The sequence below is a fragment of the Variovorax sp. J22R115 genome, from assembly GCF_030317005.1.
GTDB lineage: Bacteria > Pseudomonadota > Gammaproteobacteria > Burkholderiales > Burkholderiaceae_C > Variovorax.
Genome location: NZ_JASZYM010000017.1, coordinates 14,414 through 33,355 on the forward strand (window position 1 = coordinate 14,414; position 18,942 = coordinate 33,355).

The following is an 18,942-nucleotide window of genomic DNA, read 5'->3' on the forward strand; positions in this document are numbered from 1 at the left end:
TCCAAAGCAGCCGGCGAAGCCAAGCCGCCCCCTCGTGAAACACCGCGGATCCGGCTCAGCCGGTCCGCCGGTGTTGCCCCCCGGCAGGGGGGTGCCCGAGCCACACGAAGTGGGCGAGGCTGGGGGGCGTTCTTATTTAGGCCAAAGCGCCCACAAGCGAAGCGGCTGGTTCATCCGCGCCGCGAAACGGCCCGCGTCGGCACCGGTGCCCGCGAAATAGTCGGCCCGAACCGCGCCGACGATGGCACTGCCCGTGTCCTGCGCCACCACCAGCTTGGCCAGCGACACGGTCGGGCCGGGCGAGGCGAGCCAGACCGGCGTGCCGTAGGGAATGCTGTCGCGGTCCACCGCGATCGAGCGCCCCGCGGTGAGCGGCACGCCCTGCGCACCCACCGGCCCTGAGGACGCATCGACTTCGCTCAAGGGCTCTTCGCGAAAGAACACGTAGCGCGGATTGCTCCACAGCAAGGGCTGCAGCCGCTGCGGGTTCTGCGCCACCCACTGCTTGGTGTCGTCGGGCCACAGGCTGACCTTGGTCGCGCCCTGGCTCACCAACCACTGCTGCACGCTGCGGTAGGGCTGCTCGTTGGTGGCGGCGAAGGCCACGCGCACCATGCGCTGCGAGCCGTCGGGCTCGGTGATGCGCAGGCGCCCCGAGCCCTGGATGTGAAGCATGAGCACGTCGATCGGGTCGGCGAGCCATGCGATCTCGCGTCCGCGCAACGCAGCCTGGGCTTGCGGGAGCGTGTCGATCTCCTGCCGCGTGAACCACGGCCGCTTCGGCACCAGGCCCACGGGCGTCTGGTACAGCGGCACGGTGTTCGTCGCGGTCGGCCGGCGCGTGGCATCGAACACCGGCTCGTAGTAGCTGGTGAGCTTGCCATCGGTCGGTCCCGAGTGCGACTCGACCCGGTACGGCTGCAGACGCTGCATCATCCACTCGCGCTGCTCCACGGTCTCCGCAAGCGACAGCTGGCGCACCTCGCGGCACAAGGGCGCGAAGGCGGCGTTGGGTCGCGTGCAGTTCGACAGCATGGCGACCCAGCCCTCGTGCAATGCATCGTCGTTGAAGCCGGGCAGTTCGGACCAGGCGACAGGCACCCACCGGCTCTTGGGATGTGCGAGCGAGCCGGTGAGCGGGCCCAGGTCGCGCGAAGGGCTCGTGGACGGTGTCGTCGTAGGGGCAGGCGCGTCGGGCTGCCGTGTGCCGGTGGAGCAGCCGGCGAGCGTTGCTACGATCGCGAGCCCTACCAGCCACTGGAGTCCTTTGTTCATGGGTCTGATTTTGCTTGAAGCACTTGGCGCGGGAATCGTGTTCATCCTGATCATCTGGTGGACCATGTTCTCAGGCCGCAAGCGCGGCGAGCTGCATGAAGAGTCCGAGGCCGATGACGATGCAGCGTCATCCGAGGAGCCGCCGCGGCGCGATTGAATTCGCGTAGCTCCATGTCGCTTCGTCATGTCGGCCGGACTCGCGTGCTATTCATTTCATAGCAACAGTGCGAGATTTCGCATGCTTTCCCGGCGCACCGCCGAAATCGGACGTTACACGCGGAAACGCCGGATCGAGCCAATTCGCCTTGGGCGCTCGGGATAATCGGCGCTCTTTTTGTTTTCACGGTCGAAAGGGACTGACACATGAAAAAATTCGTACTCGCCACCGCTGCCGCAGCCATCGTTCTTTCGGGCTGCGCGGGCGGCATGACCGACACGCAACGCAACACGGCCATCGGCGCCGGCGGGGGCGCACTGGCCGGTGCAGCAATCGGCGGCGTGGCCGGCGGCAAGGCTGGCACTGGTGCGGCGATCGGTGCATTGGCCGGTGCAGCAGGCGGCTACCTGTGGTCCCAGCGCATGGAGAACCAGAAGCGTCAGATGGAAGCCGCCACCAAGGGCACAGGCGTTGCCGTGACGCAGACCCCGAACAACGAGCTGAAGCTCGCGATCCCGAGCGACATCTCCTTCGACGTGGGCCGCTCGGCGATCAAACCCAACTTCTCGCCGATCCTCGACCAGTTCGCGAGCGGCCTGCGCAACAACCCGAACGCCGACGTGCGCATCATCGGCCACACCGACAGCACGGGCACCGACGCCATCAACAACCCGCTGTCGGTCGAACGCGCTGCGGCGACGCGCGACTACCTGGTCGCGCGCGGTGTGTCGCCGACCGCATTCCGCATCGAAGGTCGCGGCTCTCGTGAGCCGATCGCGGACAACAACACCGATGCCGGCCGCGCGCAGAACCGCCGTGTGGAGATCTTCGTCGGCGAGCGCTCGCCGGCCTGACCTCAGACCCCTCGAAGCAGGTTGGCCAGTTCGACGGCTGACTTGACTTCCATCTTCTCGAACAGGCGCGCGCGGTGGACTTCCACCGTGCGCACGCTGATCGAAAGCTGCTCTGCAATCAGCTTGTTGGGCAGCCCCTCGACCACGCAACGCATCACGTCGCGTTCGCGCTCGGTCAGCTCATCGATGCGGTGCTTCAGGAGTTGCCGCGTGCGCCGCGCCTCGATGGCGCGCAACGAAGCCCCCAACGCATGCTCGATGCGGTCCACCAGCGCGTTGTCGGAAAACGGCTTCTCGCAGAAGTCGAACGCGCCGCGCTTGACCGCATCCACGGCCGTCGGCACATCGGCATGCCCGGTCAGGAAGATGACCGGCATCGCTTCCAGCAGCCCTCGCTCCTGAAGACGGTCGAACAGCACCAGTCCGCTGGTCCCCGGCATTCGCACGTCGAGCAACAGGCAATGCGGCTGATCGCGCAACGGCTCGTCCGCCAGGCGCGCCTCGAACGCCTCGGCGCTCGCGAAGTTCTCGCTCACCAGCCGACGCGAACGCAGCAGCCAAGCCAGCGCCTCGCGGACGCTGGCGTCGTCGTCAACGATAAAAATCAGCGCGTCAATCAGAGGTTGCATCTTGTGGCTCGCCCCCAGGCTGCGCGCACTTCGTGTCGCTTCGCCACCCCCTGCCGGGGACAATACCGGCAGCCCGGCCAAGCCGGCCCGCGGTATTTCCCAAACAGAGGCCGCCGTGCGGCGCCTCCTTCCAGGAATACCTCAGAACCGGCTTGGCCGGACTGCCGGTATTGCCCCCGGCAAGGGGGTGGGCGGCCACACGAAGTGGGCAAGCCTGGGGGTGTGTCATGTTACCGGTAGCGTGAAACGAAAAATGGTGCCACGCGGCCGCTGGGGTTCGAACATCAGGACGCCGCCGTGCTGCTCGACCACCGTGCGGCACAGGCTCAGCCCCAGGCCCATTCCATCGGGTCGCGTGGTGAAGAAGGGAGTGAAGAGTCTCCCGGCGACCTCCGCGCTGATGCCGCAACCGACATCCGCGACGGAGAACTCCATCCAGCGGCGCGCATCGGCGGCCGTTGCGCCCTCGCCGTCCCGCCCGACGCTGCCCGCGCGCACGACCCTGAGGCGCAGCACGCGTTCCGTCAGCTCGGGCATGTCCATCGCCTGCATCCCGTTGCGCGCGAGGTTGAGCAGCACCTGCTCGACCAGCGTGCGATCGCAGAACACCGGAGGGAGCCGGTCTTCGAGCGCCAGTTCGACGCGAACGCCGAGCTTGCGCGCCTGCAGGCGCACCAGGGGCAGCACCGCGTCGACCAATGCATGCGGCGCGACCGCCTCGCGCGTGCGGTCGCGCCGGCGCACGAAGTCATGCACGCTGCGGATCACCTGGCCGGCGCGATCGGCCTGCTCCGCGATGCGGCGCACCGCCATCGCGACCTCGTCGTGGTCGCCGCTGCGCTGCTGCGAGCGATCGGCGCCCAGCAGGTTGAGCGAGCCGCTGGCATAGCTGGCGATCGCCGCCAGCGGCTGCGTGAGTTCGTGGCTGAGCAGCGAGGCCATTTCGCCGACGGTCGCCAGTCGCGCGCTGGCCTGCAGGCGCTCCTGGCTGGCGCGCGACAGTTCCTCGATGCGGCGCTGCTCGCTGATGTCGATGAAGGCGCTCATCCAGCCGGTCTGGGATCCTTGCGCATTGATCAGCGGCGCCTCGAAGATCAGCACCGGAAAGCGGGTGCCGTCCTTGCGCATGAAGACCGACTCGAAACCTTCGCGCGGCGGCATCGCGCCGGCCAAGCGCACCGCCTGCCGGCGCTGATATTCGTGCGCGAGTTCGGTCGGCCAGTACGGCGCCTCGCCATCGCTGGACATGAGTTCGTCGACGCCGAAGCCCACCATCTCGCAGAACGCGGGATTCACGTAGGTGATGCGACCCTGGAGATCCCGCGCGCGCAACCCCGTGATGACGGAGTCTTCCATGGCCTTGCGGAACGCCAGCGCATCGGCCAGATCGCGCTCCGCGCGCAGCCGTCTTCGCGTGTCGCGCGCGAGCAGAACCAGCACCGACACCAGCGCGATCGAGATCGCCGTGACCAGCGCGGTCAGCATGTTCGGGAACAGATCCGGCACGGCCCGCCAGCCATCCACGCGCAGCATCATGGTGGCGCCCGGCAGGTCGATCAGTTGCTGGGCCGTGAACACGCGCGAGCCCACGCGGCGCGGTGCGCCAATGGCCACGAGCCGGGTGCCGTCGGCTTCGGTAAAGGCGACTTCCTGCCCACGGCTGAGCGTCGGCGCCACGAGTTCGATCAGCGTGTCGCGCAGCGAGTAGGAAGCCACGAGGTAGCCCCCGCCTTCCACCGGCAGGCACAACTCCATCACTTCGAAGCCGGTCCCCTGGGAGAACGGGACGTAGTGGCTCGGCGAATACGCAGGCGCGCCCAGCTTGCGCGCGGCGGCGCAGGCCAGCAGCACGTCGGGTTGGTCCGCACCTCTGCGGGCATCCTCGAACGCGTGCCGGCGATAGGGCGTGTCGACCGCGCCGCGCAGCTGCAGTGCCGCGTCGCGCCATTCGAGCCGCAGCCATTCGCGGTGTTCACGCAGCAAGTCGGCCCCACGCGCTTCCCATTGCTCGCGGTCCACGCCGTTACCAAGCGATGCGCGCAGCGTCTGCGCATTGCGCTGCAGGCCGACGCGCAGGTCGGACACGGCATCGGCCGTGTCGCGATCGAGCACGTTCTGGGTTTGCTCGACCTCGTGTCTACCGGCCAACCACACGACGGTGACGAGCAGCACCAGCACCAGCACGGCCAGCAACACCCACAGGAACCAGCGCCGCCACACGGAGCGCAGGAACCGCAGCCGCGCGAACGCGGGACGGAGAACGCGGGCGACGGGCAGTGGAGGCGAGGACACCGGCGTCAGAGCACGCAGTGGGAGAGCGCCGGCAGTTGCGTGCGCGCCCGCTCGACCCGCTGCGCATCGATGTCGAACAGCACGACGGCCTCATCGACGGCTTGCTGCGCCACCACAGTGCCCCAGGGATCGACCACCATCGACTGACCCCAGGTGTGGCGCCCGTTCTCGTGCGTGCCGCCCTGCGCGGGCGCGACGACCCAGGCGAGGTTCTCGATCGCACGCGCGCGCAGCAGCACTTCCCAGTGCGCGGCGCCGGTGGTGCGCGTGAAGGCGCTGGGCACGACCATCAGTTCGGCACCCTGCCGAGCCAACGCACGATACAACTCGGGAAAGCGCAGGTCGTAGCACACGCTCAGGCCCACGCGCCAGCGATGGCCGTCGCGCGAGGGCAGGTCGAAGCACATGGGCTGCGAACCCGGGGCGATGACGCGGCCTTCGTCGTAGCGCTCGCGGCCGTTGTCGAAGAAGAACAGGTGAATCTTGTCGTAGCGCGCGACGCAGGCGCCGTCTGGCGCATAGACCAGCGAGCTGTTGAACACGTGGCTGTCGTCGTCCGTCTCGAGCGGCAACGTGCCGCCGACGATCCACAGCCCGAACTCGCGCGCGGCATCGGCCAGGAAGCTTTGCACCGACCCCGCGCCAGCGGTCTCGCGCAACGCGAGCTTGTCGGTGTCGCGCGCGCCCATCATGCAGAAGTACTCGGGAAGCACGGCGAGTTCGGCGCCTGCCGATGCCGCCTCGGCCAGCAGCGCATGGGCACGCGCCAGGTTGGCCTCGCGTGCGATGGCCGACACCATCTGGATCGCTGCGACTTTCATGGCGAATCTCCTTGTCTTTGTCCTTGGGGTTGTTCTAGCGCAAGGTGGGCACTGCCGGTGGTGTGCTCAGGGCCTCGGGCGTCGAGCGTCGCGGCATCCTGGTGATCTTGGGGTCGGTCCAGGTGCCGTCGATCTGGAACTCCTGCGTTGCGGCGGCGACCAACGGCCTGCTCAACACCATCTGCGCGAGGAAGGCGCCGATGCCGATGGCCGGGTTGATGGCCGTCGCGACCAGTGCCGCCGTGCCCGCGCTGATTTCGGGCACCACGACGACGCGGATGTTCTGCGTCTCGCGCGCGAGGTCCGCGGAGCCGTCCATCAGCACGGCGGCATTCACGCCTTTCATCTGCAGGTTGTTGGTGGACGCCACGCCCTGGTCGATCCTGACGTCGCCGCGCAGGAAGTCGAAGGCAAAGCCCTGGCTGAAGACATCGCGGAAATCCAGCGTGAGCCGCCGCGGCAGGGCCTGGAGGCTGAGCACGCCGAGCAACTTGGCCATGCCCGGGTCGGCCTTGAGGAACTGCCCCGTTTCGACGTTGATCTGCAGTTGTCCGCTCAGGCTCGGATAGTCCAGGGAGAAGGGCGATCCGGTCCACTGCACATCGCCTTCGAGCCGGCCGCGCCCGCGCCGCACGACGTCCTTCATGCCGAATCGCGTGAGCAGCGCGCCGGCGTCGGCGATCTCGAGCTTGAAATCCATGCTGGTGCGACGCTGGTCGCGCCCGGTCACCGGGGTGCTGCCGGCCGGCGCTGCCCAAGTGCCCTGCGCGGTGAATGTGGCATCCGGATTGATGAGGGCCAGCCGGTTGAGCCGCCATTCGCGACCGGCGCCGCCGCGGTTGACCGCCTCGATCTCGGCCCGTCCGAGACGATGCCCGAACAGTTCGAAGTCCTCGACGGCGATGTCGAGCGCGGGCAAGGTGCTGGGCTGTTCGTCCAGCAGCGACTCGACCGCCGTGGCTTCGCTGCGTGCAATCTTGAGCCGCGCAAGCCGCGCGTAGAGGCGCCCCGCCTGGTCATGCCGGTATTCGGCGTAGCCGCTGAGTTCGGTGGCATCGACGTTGGCCCGCCAGAGCTGGCCCTCGCGCGTGCCGCCGAGCACGACGTTGTGCAGTGTCCGGCCGCCCAGCACGAGTTCCTGAGCGCGCAGCGCGATGATGGTGGGCAGGTAGGAAAGCGCGTCGACCGCGCCGTCCGGCGTGGCTGCCGTCTCGGACGCCTTGCCGGTCGCCGCACCGAAGATCGACTGCCACGCACCCACGTCGAGCCGCGTGAAACGCAGGTTCGCGAAAACGCCGCGCTCCGGCGGGGCCGCCGATTCCCCGGCCGCCAGGCCGATACCGATGCCGCCGCGCAGCACGCGCGCCTCGGCGCCGGAGATGTCCCGCACATAGATCACCGAGGCGGCGCGGCCAAGCTCGACCGAGATCTGGTCGTGGAGCACCGGAGACGCAGACCCGGGTCGTGCTTCGCGCAGCACGACCTTCTTCTCCACGCGCAGCGGCATCGATTCGTCGGCGGCCTTGGTCAGCGGCGGGGGCAGTTGCAGTGCGAGTCCTTGCAAGGTGCTGGTGACCAGGAATTCGGTCGCGCCGTCACGCACCGAGAAGTTGAGCGCGTAGGGCGTGCTGCCAGTCGTGTTGGTGGCAAAGCGCGCGAGCCAGTCGACCTCGCGCGCCGCGCGCAGGCCATCGGCGGTGACGGTGCCCTGGACGCGGAAGCTCAGTTCCTGCGAGGCGCTGCCGAAGCGGCCGCTGCCTTCGACGCGCATCGCGCCGCCCAAGGCGCGCGCCTGAACGTTGGCCAACGAGAAGCCGCTCTCGGTGAAGCTCAGCGTGCCCTTTGCCTGCGACAGCGTCGGCGCCTGAGGCGAGAGTTGGATCTCGTTGTCCGACAGCGCAACGCTGGCCTGCACCTTGGATTTGTCCAGAGCTGAGAGCGGCAGTTCGAGCCGGAGTCTGTAGTCGGCATTGCCGGTCGCATGCATGGCCGCGAGGGTGGACTCGGCCTCGCCCGTCAGCGGCGCGCCAGCGCGCAGCAACTCGTCGAGCGGACCCTTGGCCTGGGCGTCGACCTTGAGCAGCGGCGCATGGTGCGCCATGTCGGCGATCTGCGCCTCGGCCTTCGTCACCTCGATGCCGGGCGCGCCGACGATGCGGCCGCGCGCATTGCGCACCAGCAGGCCGGCCCGCTCGAAGACCAGCTCGCCGGACAGCCCGTTCAGCGCGGGCCAGACCACCTTGGTGCCGGGTGTGGGAGGCACATAGGCATACGTGACGTCGGCCACTCGCGCGGTGATGCGGAAGTCGCCGTGCTTCGGGTCCATGAAGGGCATGTCGTGCAGATCGCCCTTGACCTTGAAATCGACGCTGCTCGCGGTGCCCTTGGTGACCGCATCGCGCACGTAGTCGCGCGTGTGCTTGGGAATGTGCAGCGGCAGGTAGCGATAGACGCGTGTTCCGTCGGCGCGCGTGAGCTTGCCCTGAAGGTCGAGCACGCCCGGATAGCGCGCGGCACTGCGCGACACGGCGGGATCGCTCGTGCGCCAGGTGGCCTGCGCCTCACCATCGGCATCGACGTTGGAAAAGCGCAGGTTCGAAAGCTGAAGCTGCACCGCCTCGCCGTCGAGCTTCCACTGGAGCTGCGTGGAGAGCTGTTCGATCGGAACCACCGCCTCCTCGAACACGCCCGGCAAATCCAGCGCGCCCTTCGCGATGGACAGCGCCGCGCTGCCGCCGGCCTGGTTCGCGTCGAAGTCGATGGTGGCGCCACGCACGCCGGGCGTTCCCACGGGCACGGGCGGCGGCTCGGTCGCTGCTGCGGCCGTCGCTCCATGGGCCGGTGCTGCCGGACGCGAACCGTTCCGGCCCGCGGCGGGCGCTTCGGCTGCGCGCGGCGTGGCATCGGCGTGCTCGCCGGGCTGCGAGGCGATGCCGAAATTGCTCATGCGGCCGCGCAACTGGTATTTGTCGGGCGCACCCGCCGAGCCTTGCCAGCTCGCATCGATGTGCTCGACCAGTCCCTGCGGCTCGTACGACTCGATGAGCTTGCGCGTGGCATCGCCGAGCGGCAGGCGATCGGCGATCAGCGCGATCGCTGCGAGGTCGAGACGGTCCGCGCGCACCGCGCCGCGCTCGGGCACGCGCCCCTTGGCGGGCGTGTGCTGGAACCACAGGTTGCCGCCGGGCCAGCGCATGCCGTCGGAGGTGTCGAACTGCAGGTTGGTGGTGGAAAACTCCAGCGTCTCGTCCGTCATCTTGCCGGCGAGGCGCCCGGTGACGCCGCGCAGGACCAGCGGTTGGCGCCCCTTGGCAAACGAGACGTCGATCTTCGCCAACGCCAGATCGGACACCGCGCCCGTGAGCTTGCCGTCGTTGACGTCGGCCCACAAGCGCATGCCACCGCTGCCTTCGCGGATCCGCGCATCGAGGTCCACGTAGCGGCCGAGCCTCGTGACGTCGATGTACGGCAGGTCGGCGTACAACTGGCCGTCCCACGTGCGCCAGTTGCCACTGCGGACCGACAGGAGCGGTTGACGGAACTTGCCGCGCAGCGTGAAGCGCTCGCCCCACCCAGCAGGCGGCGTGGCATCGAGCCGCATCGAATGGCTCCGGCTGCCGTTGCGGGCGACGAACTCCACGTCGGTCAGCAGCAGCGGGGTCGTCTTGCGCAGGTCATCGCTCCAGCGCACCGTGCCGCCCCGGACGACCACCTCGCGCTGGGCGAAGAACCAGTCGGCGCCGTCGCCTCCGCCGGTGGTGTCGGTGGACATATCGAGCCCCGCCACATGCAGCTTGCCGAGCGCATCGCGCCGCACCTCGACCTCGGGCTTTTCTATATAGAGCTGCTCGAAGCTCAGGTTCCACAGCGATCGCGGCGAGACGCTGGCGACCACACGTTCGAGCCGCAGCGCCTCCTGCTTGCGGGCGTCCTGCAGCACCACGTCCCGCAGTTCGACGGTAGGAAAGATGCTGCCCGAGCGGGCGGCGATGGAGCCGATGAGGACCGGTACGCCGATGGCGCGGGTGGCCTGCGCCTCCAACGCGACGCGGTAGTCGCCGATTCGCGGCACAATCCAAATGTGTAGGACAACGACGGACAGCGCCAGCAGGAGCCATGCACCGAGCAACAAACCCAACAACCAGCGCGCCGTCACAGCGGTGATCTTGAGCAGACGTGAAGGGGAAGACGTCGTGTCGTTCATTGAGGATCGCGCTGTGGCAGGAATTATGACCGCCAGCTCCCACCCGGGTTCCACCGACGCCATGGCGCATCGGTCGCCACCGGCATCCAACTCGCCAGCGCCACTGTCCGCCTATTCGCGCTTCGTGCAGCGGCTCAGGCGTCGCTACGCGGGCGAACTTTCATTGCTGCCGCCGGGCGAACCGCTGAAGGCGCACATCGCCGAAGCCTACGATGCCCTTCGCTCGCGCGGGGACAATGTGGCGGATTCGCTGCGCACCGTGAGGCAACTGGTGATGGAGCGGCTCATCACGCTCGATTGCGACGCGCAGGCGCCGCTGGCGGTCGTGACCACAGCCGTGACCGAACTCGCCGAATTCGCGCTCGACGTGGCATGCCGCGAGGCCTGCGCGGAGCTCGACGCGCTGCATGGCGCACCGCTCGGCGGCGAGGGCCAACGCGCGCAGCTCTGGGTCGTGGGCATGGGCAAGCTCGGCGCACGCGAGCTGAACGTGTCGAGCGACATCGACCTTATCTACCTGTACGACCACGACGGCGAGACCGCAGGCGATGCCGATGGACGCGCGCGGCTGTCCAACCAGGAATACTTCTCGCGCGCAGTCAAACGCATCTATGCGCTGGTGGGCGACACCACCGAGCACGGCTTCGTGTTCCGCGTGGACCTGGCGCTGCGGCCCAATGGCAACTCCGGCCCGAGCGTGGTCTCGCTCGATGCGTTGGAAGAGTACTTCCAGGTGCAGGGCCGGGAGTGGGAGCGTTTCGCCTGGCTCAAGAGCCGCGTCGTCGCGCCCTATTCGGTGGTGGCCGACCGCTCGGCGCAAGCCCTGCGAGGCGTGGTGCTGCCCTTCGTCTTTCGGCGCTACCTCGACTACAACGTGTTCGACTCGCTGCGCACCCTGCATCGGCAGATCCGCGAACAGGCGGCGCGCCGCAGCGCGGGCCGGCCGGAACGCGCGAACGACGTCAAGCTGTCGCGCGGCGGCATCCGGGAAATCGAGTTCACCGTGCAGCTGCTGCAGGTGGTGCGCGGCGGGCAGTTCCCCGAGCTTCGCACGCGTCCCACGCTCGATGCGCTGCAACGGCTGGCCCGCGCCAATCTCATGCCGCAGGAAACGGCGGATGCCTTGGCCGCAGCCTATGAATTCCTGCGCCGTGTGGAGCACCGCATCCAGTACCTGGACGATCAGCAGACTCACGTGTTGCCGGTCAACGACGACGACGTTCGCTGGATCGCCCAGTCGATGGGCTACGCGGACTGCTGCGCCTTCCTGGCGCAACTCGATGCGCATCGCGAGTTCGTTGCGCAGGAGTTCGACAAGCTGCTCGGCGGCAAGAAGCCCTGCACGAATTGCAACGGCAAGTCCGCGGCCGCGCCGGTGATCGATCTGGCCGACCTGATCGAAGAACTCCCGGAACCCTTTGGCGAGCGCATCAAGGCCTGGTGCGACAACCCGCGTGTCCTGGCGCTGCGCGACGAAACGCGCGCGCGCCTTCGTCAACTGGTGCAACGAACCGGCCAGTGGCTGCGAGAACCCGACAGCGAAGCGCCGGGCAAGATCGGCCACCACGTCGATGCCGCACTGCGCTGGGCCGACTGGATCGAGCCCCTGCTGCGCCGCGACAGCTACATCGCATTGCTGGTCGAGCGGCCGGCGGTGCAGGAGCGCCTGCTGCGCCTGCTGGGCTCCGCCAAGTGGCCCGCGCGCTATCTCATGCAGCATCCGGGCGTGATCGACGAGTTGGCCAGCGACGAGATGCTGTCCGGCCGATTCGTCGCGGCCGAGTTCGAAAGCGAGCTTGAAAGCCGCCACGTCTCGCTGACGCGGACCGGAGAAGCCGACGAGGAGCGCCTGCTCAACCTGCTGCGCCATGCGCATCATGCGGAACTGTTCCGCACGCTCGCGCGCGACGTCGATGGCCGCATCACCGTCGAGCAGGTCGCCGACGATCTGAGCGCCCTGGCCGATTCGGTCCTGCGCGTCACGGCACGCTGGTGCTGGCCGCACCTGCGCAACCCGCATCGGGAGCATCCGCAGTTCGCGATCATCGGCTACGGCAAGCTCGGCGGAAAAGAGCTGGGCTACGGCAGCGACCTCGACATCGTGTTCGTCTACGACGACGACGACGAGCGTGCCGGCGAGGTCTACGCGGCCTATGTGCGCAAGCTGATCAACTGGCTCACGGTGAAGACGCGCGAGGGCGACCTCTTCGAGATCGACACCGCGCTGCGCCCCAACGGCAACTCGGGTCTGCTCACGACCAGCTTCGAGGCCTACGAGAAATACCAGCTCGGCCGGGGCAGCAACACGGCATGGACCTGGGAGCACCAGGCCATGACGCGCGCGCGTTTCGTCCTGGGCGATCCGTCGCTGGGTGATCGCTTCGATCGCATTCGCGACGCGGTGATCACCGCGTCGCGCGATCGCGATGCGCTCAAGGCCGAGATCGTTGCGATGCGCGAGAAGGTGCGCGCCGCACGCCCGGTGAAACCCGACCGCTTCGACGTCAAGCACAGCGCCGGCGGCATGGTCGATGCGGAGTTCGCCGTGCAGTTCCTGGTGCTCTCGGAGGCGAAGACGCATCCGGAGCTGATTCCCAATGTCGGAAACATCGCCCTGCTGCTGCGCGCCGAGGCTGCCGGCCTGCTGCCCGAAGGCATCGGCCAGAACGCGGCGTCGGCCTATCGCGAACTGCGGCGCGTGCAGCACCGTGCACGGCTCAACGAAGAACCGACGCACGTGCCGATGAACTCGCTCGTGGCCGAGCGCGAGGCCATGCTCGCATTGTGGAAGGCGGTGTTTGGCTAAGCGGGGCCTGTCGTCGCAACACGCCCTCGCGTTCGCGGGTGCGATGCTCCTTTTCCTGGCCGGCTGTGCAAGCGGCCCGCGGGGCGGTTCCGGCATCGGGCGCGACGGTGCGGACGCCAGTCCACCCTCGGGCCTCAGCCAGGTGCCGGATGCCGAGCCGCGCGTCGAGTCGATCCGCAGCAGCGGCGGCACGAGCAAGCCTTATGTCGTGCTCGGCAAGTCCTATGTGCCGATCGTCGACGACCGGCCCTTTCGCGAAAGCGGCCTTGCGTCGTGGTACGGCCGCAAGTTCCACAGCCAGTCCACCGCCAGCGGCGAGCCCTACGACATGTACGCGATGACGGCAGCGCACAAGACCCTGCCACTCCCGAGCTACGTGCGGGTGCGCAATCCGGCCAATGGGCGCGAGGTGATCGTGCGGGTGAACGACCGGGGGCCCTTCCACGACGATCGCGTCATCGATCTGAGCTACACCGCGGCGCTCAAGCTGGACCTGCTGCGCGGTGTGGCGCCGGTCGAGATCGAGCGCATCACCAACGCGGACATCCGCGCCGGCGGGTGGCGGCGCGGTAACGTCGATGCGACACAACTGGCGCAGCGTGCGCCGCCCGCCGCATCCGCAGCCTCCGTGCAACCGCCCTCCGCCATGGACAGCGTCTCCGTCCCGGCCGCCTGGACCGCGCCGGTTGCAGCCGCCCCACGCATGGAAACCATGGAAGTCGTCGCGCTGCCACCCATGGCACCGCTCGCGGCGCCAGCAGCGGCGCCACCGAGCGCCTCCCCCATGCCTTCACCCGAAGGCATCGCCTCCGCACCGCCGCCAGGATTCTGGGTACAACTCGGCGCATTCAGCCAGCGCGATGGTGCGGCAAGATTTCAGCAGCAGGTCGCACGCGAGCTGCCCAACCTGACACCGTCCCTCAACATATTCACCGAGCGCGGCACGCACCGTCTGCAAGCCGGCCCCTACGCATCGCGAGAACTGGCGCGCGATACCGCGGACCAGGTACGCAACGGCCTCCAACTGACGCCCGTCATCGTCGAGCGCCGTTAGGCCCGTCGGACAGTCAGGCCCCTTGGTATTCGGGCTTGGGCCCCAAGGACGCCGCCAGTTCCTTGCGATAGCGGTTCAGTTCCTGCACGGTCTTGAAGCTCCTGTTCATCAACAGGCTCAGGTTGTGAAGGATGCGATCGCCGACCTTGTTTTCCCAGACGGAGTCGAACTTGATCTGCTTGTCCAGCCAGTGCTCGAGCCAATCCGGATCGGGCACGCGGCTCTGGATGGTGTCGTTCGGAAACAGCGCCTTGTTGACGTGCAGGTTGGTCGGATGCAACGCCTGCGCGGTGCGGCGCGCGCTGGCCATCAGCACGCCGACCTTGGTGAAGGCCGAGCGGGCCTCGTCGCCGAACTTTTCCATCGCGCGCTTCATGTAGCGCAGGTAGGCGCCGCCGTGGCGCGCTTCATCCTGGCTCAGCGTGGTGTAGATGTGCTTGATGACCGGCTCGGTGTGCCACTCGGCCGCGCGGCGGTACCAGTGGTTGAGGCGGATTTCGCCGCAGAAATGCAGCATCAGGGTCTCGAGCGGGGGAGCGGGGTCGAAGTCGAAGCGCACCTCGTGCAGTTCCTGCTCGGTCGGCGCGTGCTGCGGGCTGAAGCGCTTGAGGTACTCCATCAGCACCAGGGAGTGCTTCTGCTCCTCGAAGAACCAGATCGACATGAAGGCGGAGAAGTCGCTGTCATGGCGGTTGTCACGCAGGAACATCTCGGTGGCCGGCAAGGCGGCCCATTCCGTGATCGCGTTCATCTTGATGGTTTTGGCCTGCTCCTCGGAGAGCAGGGCCGCGTCGAAAGACTGCCACGGAATATCCTTGTCCATGTCCCAACGGACGGATTCGAGTTGTCTGAAGAGTTCCGGGTAGAGCATTGGTGTCTTTCTTGAGCCGACGGATTTTAGTCGGCTGGTTTGGCGCACCCGTGACAAGGGCGTGATGATGCGTATACGCTCGCCTCGACGGCGCGGTTTCGTGCGCTTTGACAGAGGGAAAAACACCATGCAAATCCCCATCCGGCCAACAGTGCCTTTTCTTCCTGCGATCGCGATCGTGGTGGCCTCGCTCTCCCCCGCCGCCGCCAGTGCGCAGACGGCGGCACCGGGCTGTCCGGCCATCCTGCAGCACACTTTTCCGAGACTGCAGGACGAAAAACCGCAACCGCTGTGCCAATACGCAGGCAAGGTGGTGCTGGTGGTGAATACCGCGAGCTTTTGTGGATTCACGCCTCAGTACAAGGGCCTGGAGGCGCTGGACAGCAAGTACCGATCGCGCGGACTGGTGGTGCTGGGTTTTCCTTCGAATGATTTCGCGCAGGAGGCGGGCTCCAATAAGGAAATCGCCGAGTTCTGCGAAAGTACCTTCGGCGTCAAATTCCCGATGTTCGCGAAATCCTCCGTGCGAGGCATCGACGCGAATCCGCTGTTCAAGGAACTGGCGAAGACGTCCGGCACGACGCCGAAATGGAACTTCTACAAGTACCTGATCGGCCGCGACGGCAAGGTCATCGACTCGTATTCGAGCATGACGGCGCCGGATGATCGATCCTTCGTGCGGGCAGTCGAAAGCGCGCTGGGTCCGAGCTGATCGGCTGAGGACGTCACAAACGCTTACCACTGTCGAGGGAACCGGGCCGCCCGGGTCGGCCTCATACGGGTTCGGGCTTGGACAGCCCGACCGTTTTCATGTTGCGAGGTCTTCCTGGCGATCCCGCCGGGTTGAAATCCCGAGGCGATTCTTCTCCTCCTCCCTCCCTCCCTCCTTCGTCTTGGGGCGCCTCGCAACGTTTTTATTACTCGCCCCCAGGCTTGCTCACTTCGTGTAGCCGCCTACCCCCTGACCGGGGGCAACACCTGCGGACCGGCAAAGCCGGATCCGCGGTGTGTCACGAAAAAAAGCCCCGCAGTGCGGGGCTTTTTTGTTTGTGTGCCGGGTCGTTCAGGGCTTGGTGTCGGCGAAGCTGGGGCGCAGCATGAGCTTGTCGTAGAGGCGGGCGAGGTTGCTGTAGTCGCTGCGCCAGTCGATCTCGGGAAATCGATGGCTGACCCAACCGATGGCGCAGCCGACTGCGATGTCGGACAGGCTCAGGTGGATGCCGCTGCAGAAGGGCTTGTCGCCCAGGCCCTTGGCCATGGCGGCGATGCCAGCCAGGACCTTGCCGCGCTGGCGGTCGATCCAGGCCTGGCTGCGCTCGCCGTCTGCGCGGTGCACCCAGGTCGCCTCGAGGCGACACAGGACACCGGCATCCATCACGCCGTCGGCCAGTGCTTCCCAGGTCTTGACTTCGGCGCGTTCGCGGCTCTGCTGCGGAATCAGCTTGCCGACGGGCGACAGGGTGTCGAGGTATTCGACGATCACGCGCGAATCGAACATCGCTTCGCTGCCGTCCATGATCAGGCAGGGCACCTTGCCGAGCGGATTGGCGCTGGAGATCGTGGTGTCGGCAGACCAGACGTCTTCGATCACGAACTGGTAGTCGAGCCGCTTTTCGGCCATGACCACGCGTACCTTGCGCACGTAAGGACTGGCAGCGGATCCGATCAGTTTCATGCGAGCTTTCCCCCCATCAGGGTCATCGTTGTAGCGCTTTGATTCTAGGGGAACGCGGCAATGCAGAATCCAGCCCCATCATTGACAAGATGGAGCGAAAGTGAATCTGGAACCCGGCGCGAGCGTCCCGCAACGCCATCCGATCGAATTCACGGCGACCGGCAGCGAATACTTTCGCATCTGGATCGTGAACCTGCTGCTGATTCTGGTCACGCTGGGGATCTATCTTCCGTGGGCCAAGGTTCGCAAGCTCAAGTATTTCTACAGCAACACCTGGGTCGACGGCGATGCGCTCGATTTCCACGGCGAGCCCCGCAAGATGCTTCGCGGCACGATGGTCGCCGCGCTGTTCCTGATCACCTACTCGGTCGGCAGCAACTTCTCCGGCTGGGCCGCGCTGCTGGCGGCGCTGGCCTTCGTGGCCCTGTGGCCGGCGTTGTTCCGTGCCGCCATGCGCTTCCGCCTGGCCAATACGAGCTGGCGCGGCTTGCGTTTTCATTTCGCAGGCGACCTGCCCGGCGCGTATGCCTGCATGCTGCCGCCGCTCGCTCTGGCACTGCTTCCCGTTGCCGTGGCCGGCGTCATGGCACCGCGCGGCATGCCGCCCGCGGCATCCGGGCTGATCGGCATCGGGATGCTGGCCTTTTTCGCGGGGCTGCCCTATTTCTTCTGGCGTGTGAGGCGCTATCAGCACGGCAACTACGCGATCGGCCAGTTGCAGACCCGCCTCGAAGCCGACGTGGGCGTGCTCTACGGGATCTTCATCAAGCTCATCGGCGTCACGCTGCTGGCCTTGCTGGCCGCCGGCATCCTCATCGGCGGCTTCATCCTGACGGGCAAGCGCATCGGCGTCGGCGCGGGATTCATCGCATTGTCCGTGGTGCTGGGATTCGCGGGCATCCTGCTGCTCAACATCCTTCCCAAGTCCTACCTCCAGGTGCGGCTCCAGAACCTGATCTGGTCGAAGACGGGAAACAATGTGCTGCGTTTCAAGAGCGGCCTGCGCCTGCCGGGCTACCTGCGCCTGCAATGCAAGAACTACCTGCTGATCATCCTGACGCTCGGGCTCTACTGGCCTTTCGCGGTGGTGAACACTCGCCGGGCCCAGCTCGACGCCGTCGAACTGCGGACGCGCATCTCACTCGATGAGATCATGCAAGTGGCGGGACGTGAAAACCCCGGCGCCGCCGGCGACATGGCCGCAGACCTGTTCGGCCTGGACATCGGGATTTGAACGACCTCGACGTCCGCTATTTCGACGGCTGCAGCAGCAAGCCGCATGCGGCGCGCCTGTGCGTGCAGGACGACGCCCTGACGGTCACCCCCATGCCGGGCGAGACCTTCCCGCCATTGACGGTCTCCCTCGCCCAGGTGCGCTGGCCCGAGCGGACCCGCCACGGAGGCCGCATCGCCCACCTGCCCCAAGGCGCCAGCGTGCAGGCGCTCGACACTTCCGCGTGGGATGCATGGGTCGCGCAGCTCGGCCGCGGCGAGAGTTGGGTGGTTCGTGCCCAGCAGAGCTGGCGCGGCGTCGCCGTCGCCTTCGTGCTGCTGGTGGGAGCCATCGCTGCGATGTACCAATGGGGCCTCCCCTGGGTGGCACGCGGCGTGACCGCGATGGTGCCGCAGCGCGTCGACGCGCTGATCGGCGAGCAAGTCCTCGAATCACTCGACCAGTCGCTGCTCCAGCCCAGCGCGCTCGCCCCGGCGGAGCAGGAACGCATCCGCAAATCCTTCACGCGGATGGTGCAGACGGCCCATGCGGTCGACGCGCCGGCATGGACGCTCGAATTCCGGCGCAGCCGCGAGCAGGGCCGGCAGCTGGGGCCCAATGCGCTGGCCCTGCCAGGAGGCACCATCGTGTTGACCGACGAACTGGTCGCGTTGATGCCGGGCAACGATGACGCCGTGCTCGGCGTGCTGGCGCACGAGTTCGGCCATGTCCGCCAGCGCCACGCGATGCGGCAGCTCGTGCAGGTCTCGGCGATCGGCTTTGCGGCGTCGGTCGCGGTCGGCGACTACGGCACCTTGATCAGCAGCGCGCCGGTCGTGCTTGCCTCGCTCGGCTATTCGCGCGATACGGAGCGCGAAGCGGACGCCGAGTCGCTGCGCCTGATGCGCGCCGCGGGCATCCCGCCACGCGCGATGGTCGCCTTCTTCGAGGCCATCGAACACTGGCGCGACACGGCGCAACGCGGCACACGGAGCGGCGACGACGCCATCGGTCTCGCCTTCTCCTCGCACCCGGCGGCCACGGAGCGGATCGCCTACTTTCGGGACGCGCCGGAGGACTGAAATTGCCTC

At 67.3% G+C, this 18,942-nt stretch carries 14 protein-coding genes; 7 read left to right on the forward strand and 7 right to left on the reverse strand.

Annotated features, from left to right (window positions below):
- Positions 1 to 132: 132 nt before the first annotated feature.
- A complete protein-coding gene (locus QTI04_RS26690) occupies positions 133 to 1,275 on the reverse strand; it encodes a murein transglycosylase A (protein ID WP_286618177.1) in 1,143 nt (380 codons plus the stop codon).
- On the opposite strand from QTI04_RS26690, the gene QTI04_RS26695 reads away from it, so the two are divergent.
- Complete coding sequence (locus QTI04_RS26695) at positions 1,274 to 1,432, forward strand: hypothetical protein (RefSeq protein WP_286618178.1); 159 nt, start codon at positions 1,274 to 1,276, stop codon at positions 1,430 to 1,432. The two genes, QTI04_RS26690 and QTI04_RS26695, sit on opposite strands and share 2 nt — an antisense overlap.
- A gap of 206 nt (positions 1,433 to 1,638) precedes the next feature.
- Complete coding sequence (locus tag QTI04_RS26700; RefSeq protein WP_286618179.1) at positions 1,639 to 2,286, forward strand: OmpA family protein; 648 nt, start codon at positions 1,639 to 1,641, stop codon at positions 2,284 to 2,286.
- A gap of 2 nt (positions 2,287 to 2,288) precedes the next feature.
- Here QTI04_RS26700 and QTI04_RS26705 read toward each other — a convergent pair whose 3' ends face one another.
- The 4 genes from QTI04_RS26705 to QTI04_RS26720 all read right to left on the reverse strand — a co-directional run bounded on the left by QTI04_RS26705 (position 2,289) and on the right by QTI04_RS26720 (position 10,232).
- Entirely contained in the window at positions 2,289 to 2,915 is a 627-nt protein-coding gene (locus tag QTI04_RS26705; protein WP_286600270.1) for a response regulator transcription factor, read from the reverse strand.
- A 225-nt stretch (positions 2,916 to 3,140) separates the two neighbouring features.
- On the reverse strand, positions 3,141 to 5,192 hold the full coding sequence (locus QTI04_RS26710; RefSeq protein ID WP_286600792.1) for a nitrogen regulation protein NR(II): 2,052 nt from the start codon (positions 5,190 to 5,192) through the stop codon (positions 3,141 to 3,143).
- 20 nt (positions 5,193 to 5,212) lie between these two features.
- Positions 5,213 to 6,028, reverse strand: coding sequence for a carbon-nitrogen hydrolase family protein (locus QTI04_RS26715; protein WP_286618181.1), 816 nt, complete (start codon positions 6,026 to 6,028; stop codon positions 5,213 to 5,215).
- A 34-nt stretch (positions 6,029 to 6,062) separates the two neighbouring features.
- Entirely contained in the window at positions 6,063 to 10,232 is a 4,170-nt protein-coding gene (locus QTI04_RS26720; RefSeq protein WP_286618182.1) for a YhdP family protein, read from the reverse strand.
- A 25-nt stretch (positions 10,233 to 10,257) separates the two neighbouring features.
- On the opposite strand from QTI04_RS26720, the gene glnE reads away from it, so the two are divergent.
- Positions 10,258 to 13,038, forward strand: a complete 2,781-nt coding sequence (glnE, locus tag QTI04_RS26725) for a bifunctional [glutamate--ammonia ligase]-adenylyl-L-tyrosine phosphorylase/[glutamate--ammonia-ligase] adenylyltransferase (protein WP_286618183.1) — start codon at positions 10,258 to 10,260, stop codon at positions 13,036 to 13,038.
- Between the two features lie 43 nt (positions 13,039 to 13,081).
- On the forward strand, positions 13,082 to 14,092 hold the full coding sequence (locus tag QTI04_RS26730; RefSeq protein WP_286618185.1) for a septal ring lytic transglycosylase RlpA family protein: 1,011 nt from the start codon (positions 13,082 to 13,084) through the stop codon (positions 14,090 to 14,092).
- A gap of 13 nt (positions 14,093 to 14,105) precedes the next feature.
- Here the strand turns inward: QTI04_RS26730 and QTI04_RS26735 are convergent, their stop codons facing one another.
- Positions 14,106 to 14,963, reverse strand: a complete 858-nt coding sequence (locus QTI04_RS26735) for a ferritin-like domain-containing protein (protein ID WP_286600277.1) — start codon at positions 14,961 to 14,963, stop codon at positions 14,106 to 14,108.
- Between the two features lie 127 nt (positions 14,964 to 15,090).
- On the opposite strand from QTI04_RS26735, the gene QTI04_RS26740 reads away from it, so the two are divergent.
- The gene (locus QTI04_RS26740; RefSeq protein WP_286600279.1) at positions 15,091 to 15,675 is read left to right on the forward strand and encodes a glutathione peroxidase; all 585 of its coding nucleotides are present in this window, start codon (positions 15,091 to 15,093) and stop codon (positions 15,673 to 15,675) included.
- A 351-nt stretch (positions 15,676 to 16,026) separates the two neighbouring features.
- Here QTI04_RS26740 and QTI04_RS26745 read toward each other — a convergent pair whose 3' ends face one another.
- Positions 16,027 to 16,638 carry a glutathione S-transferase N-terminal domain-containing protein gene (locus tag QTI04_RS26745; protein ID WP_286600281.1) on the reverse strand — a complete coding sequence of 204 codons (612 nt, stop codon included), beginning with the start codon at positions 16,636 to 16,638 and terminating at the stop codon, positions 16,027 to 16,029.
- A gap of 100 nt (positions 16,639 to 16,738) precedes the next feature.
- Between QTI04_RS26745 and QTI04_RS26750 the strand changes: the two genes are divergently transcribed.
- Both QTI04_RS26750 and QTI04_RS26755 read left to right on the forward strand, forming a co-directional pair.
- A complete protein-coding gene (locus tag QTI04_RS26750) occupies positions 16,739 to 17,872 on the forward strand; it encodes a YjgN family protein (protein WP_286618187.1) in 1,134 nt (377 codons plus the stop codon).
- Positions 17,869 to 18,933 (forward strand): M48 family metallopeptidase, encoded by a 1,065-nt coding sequence (locus tag QTI04_RS26755; protein ID WP_286618188.1) that lies wholly within the window; start codon positions 17,869 to 17,871, stop codon positions 18,931 to 18,933. The genes QTI04_RS26750 and QTI04_RS26755 overlap by 4 nt, the downstream gene beginning before the upstream one ends.
- The last annotated feature ends 9 nt before the right edge of the window (positions 18,934 to 18,942 follow it).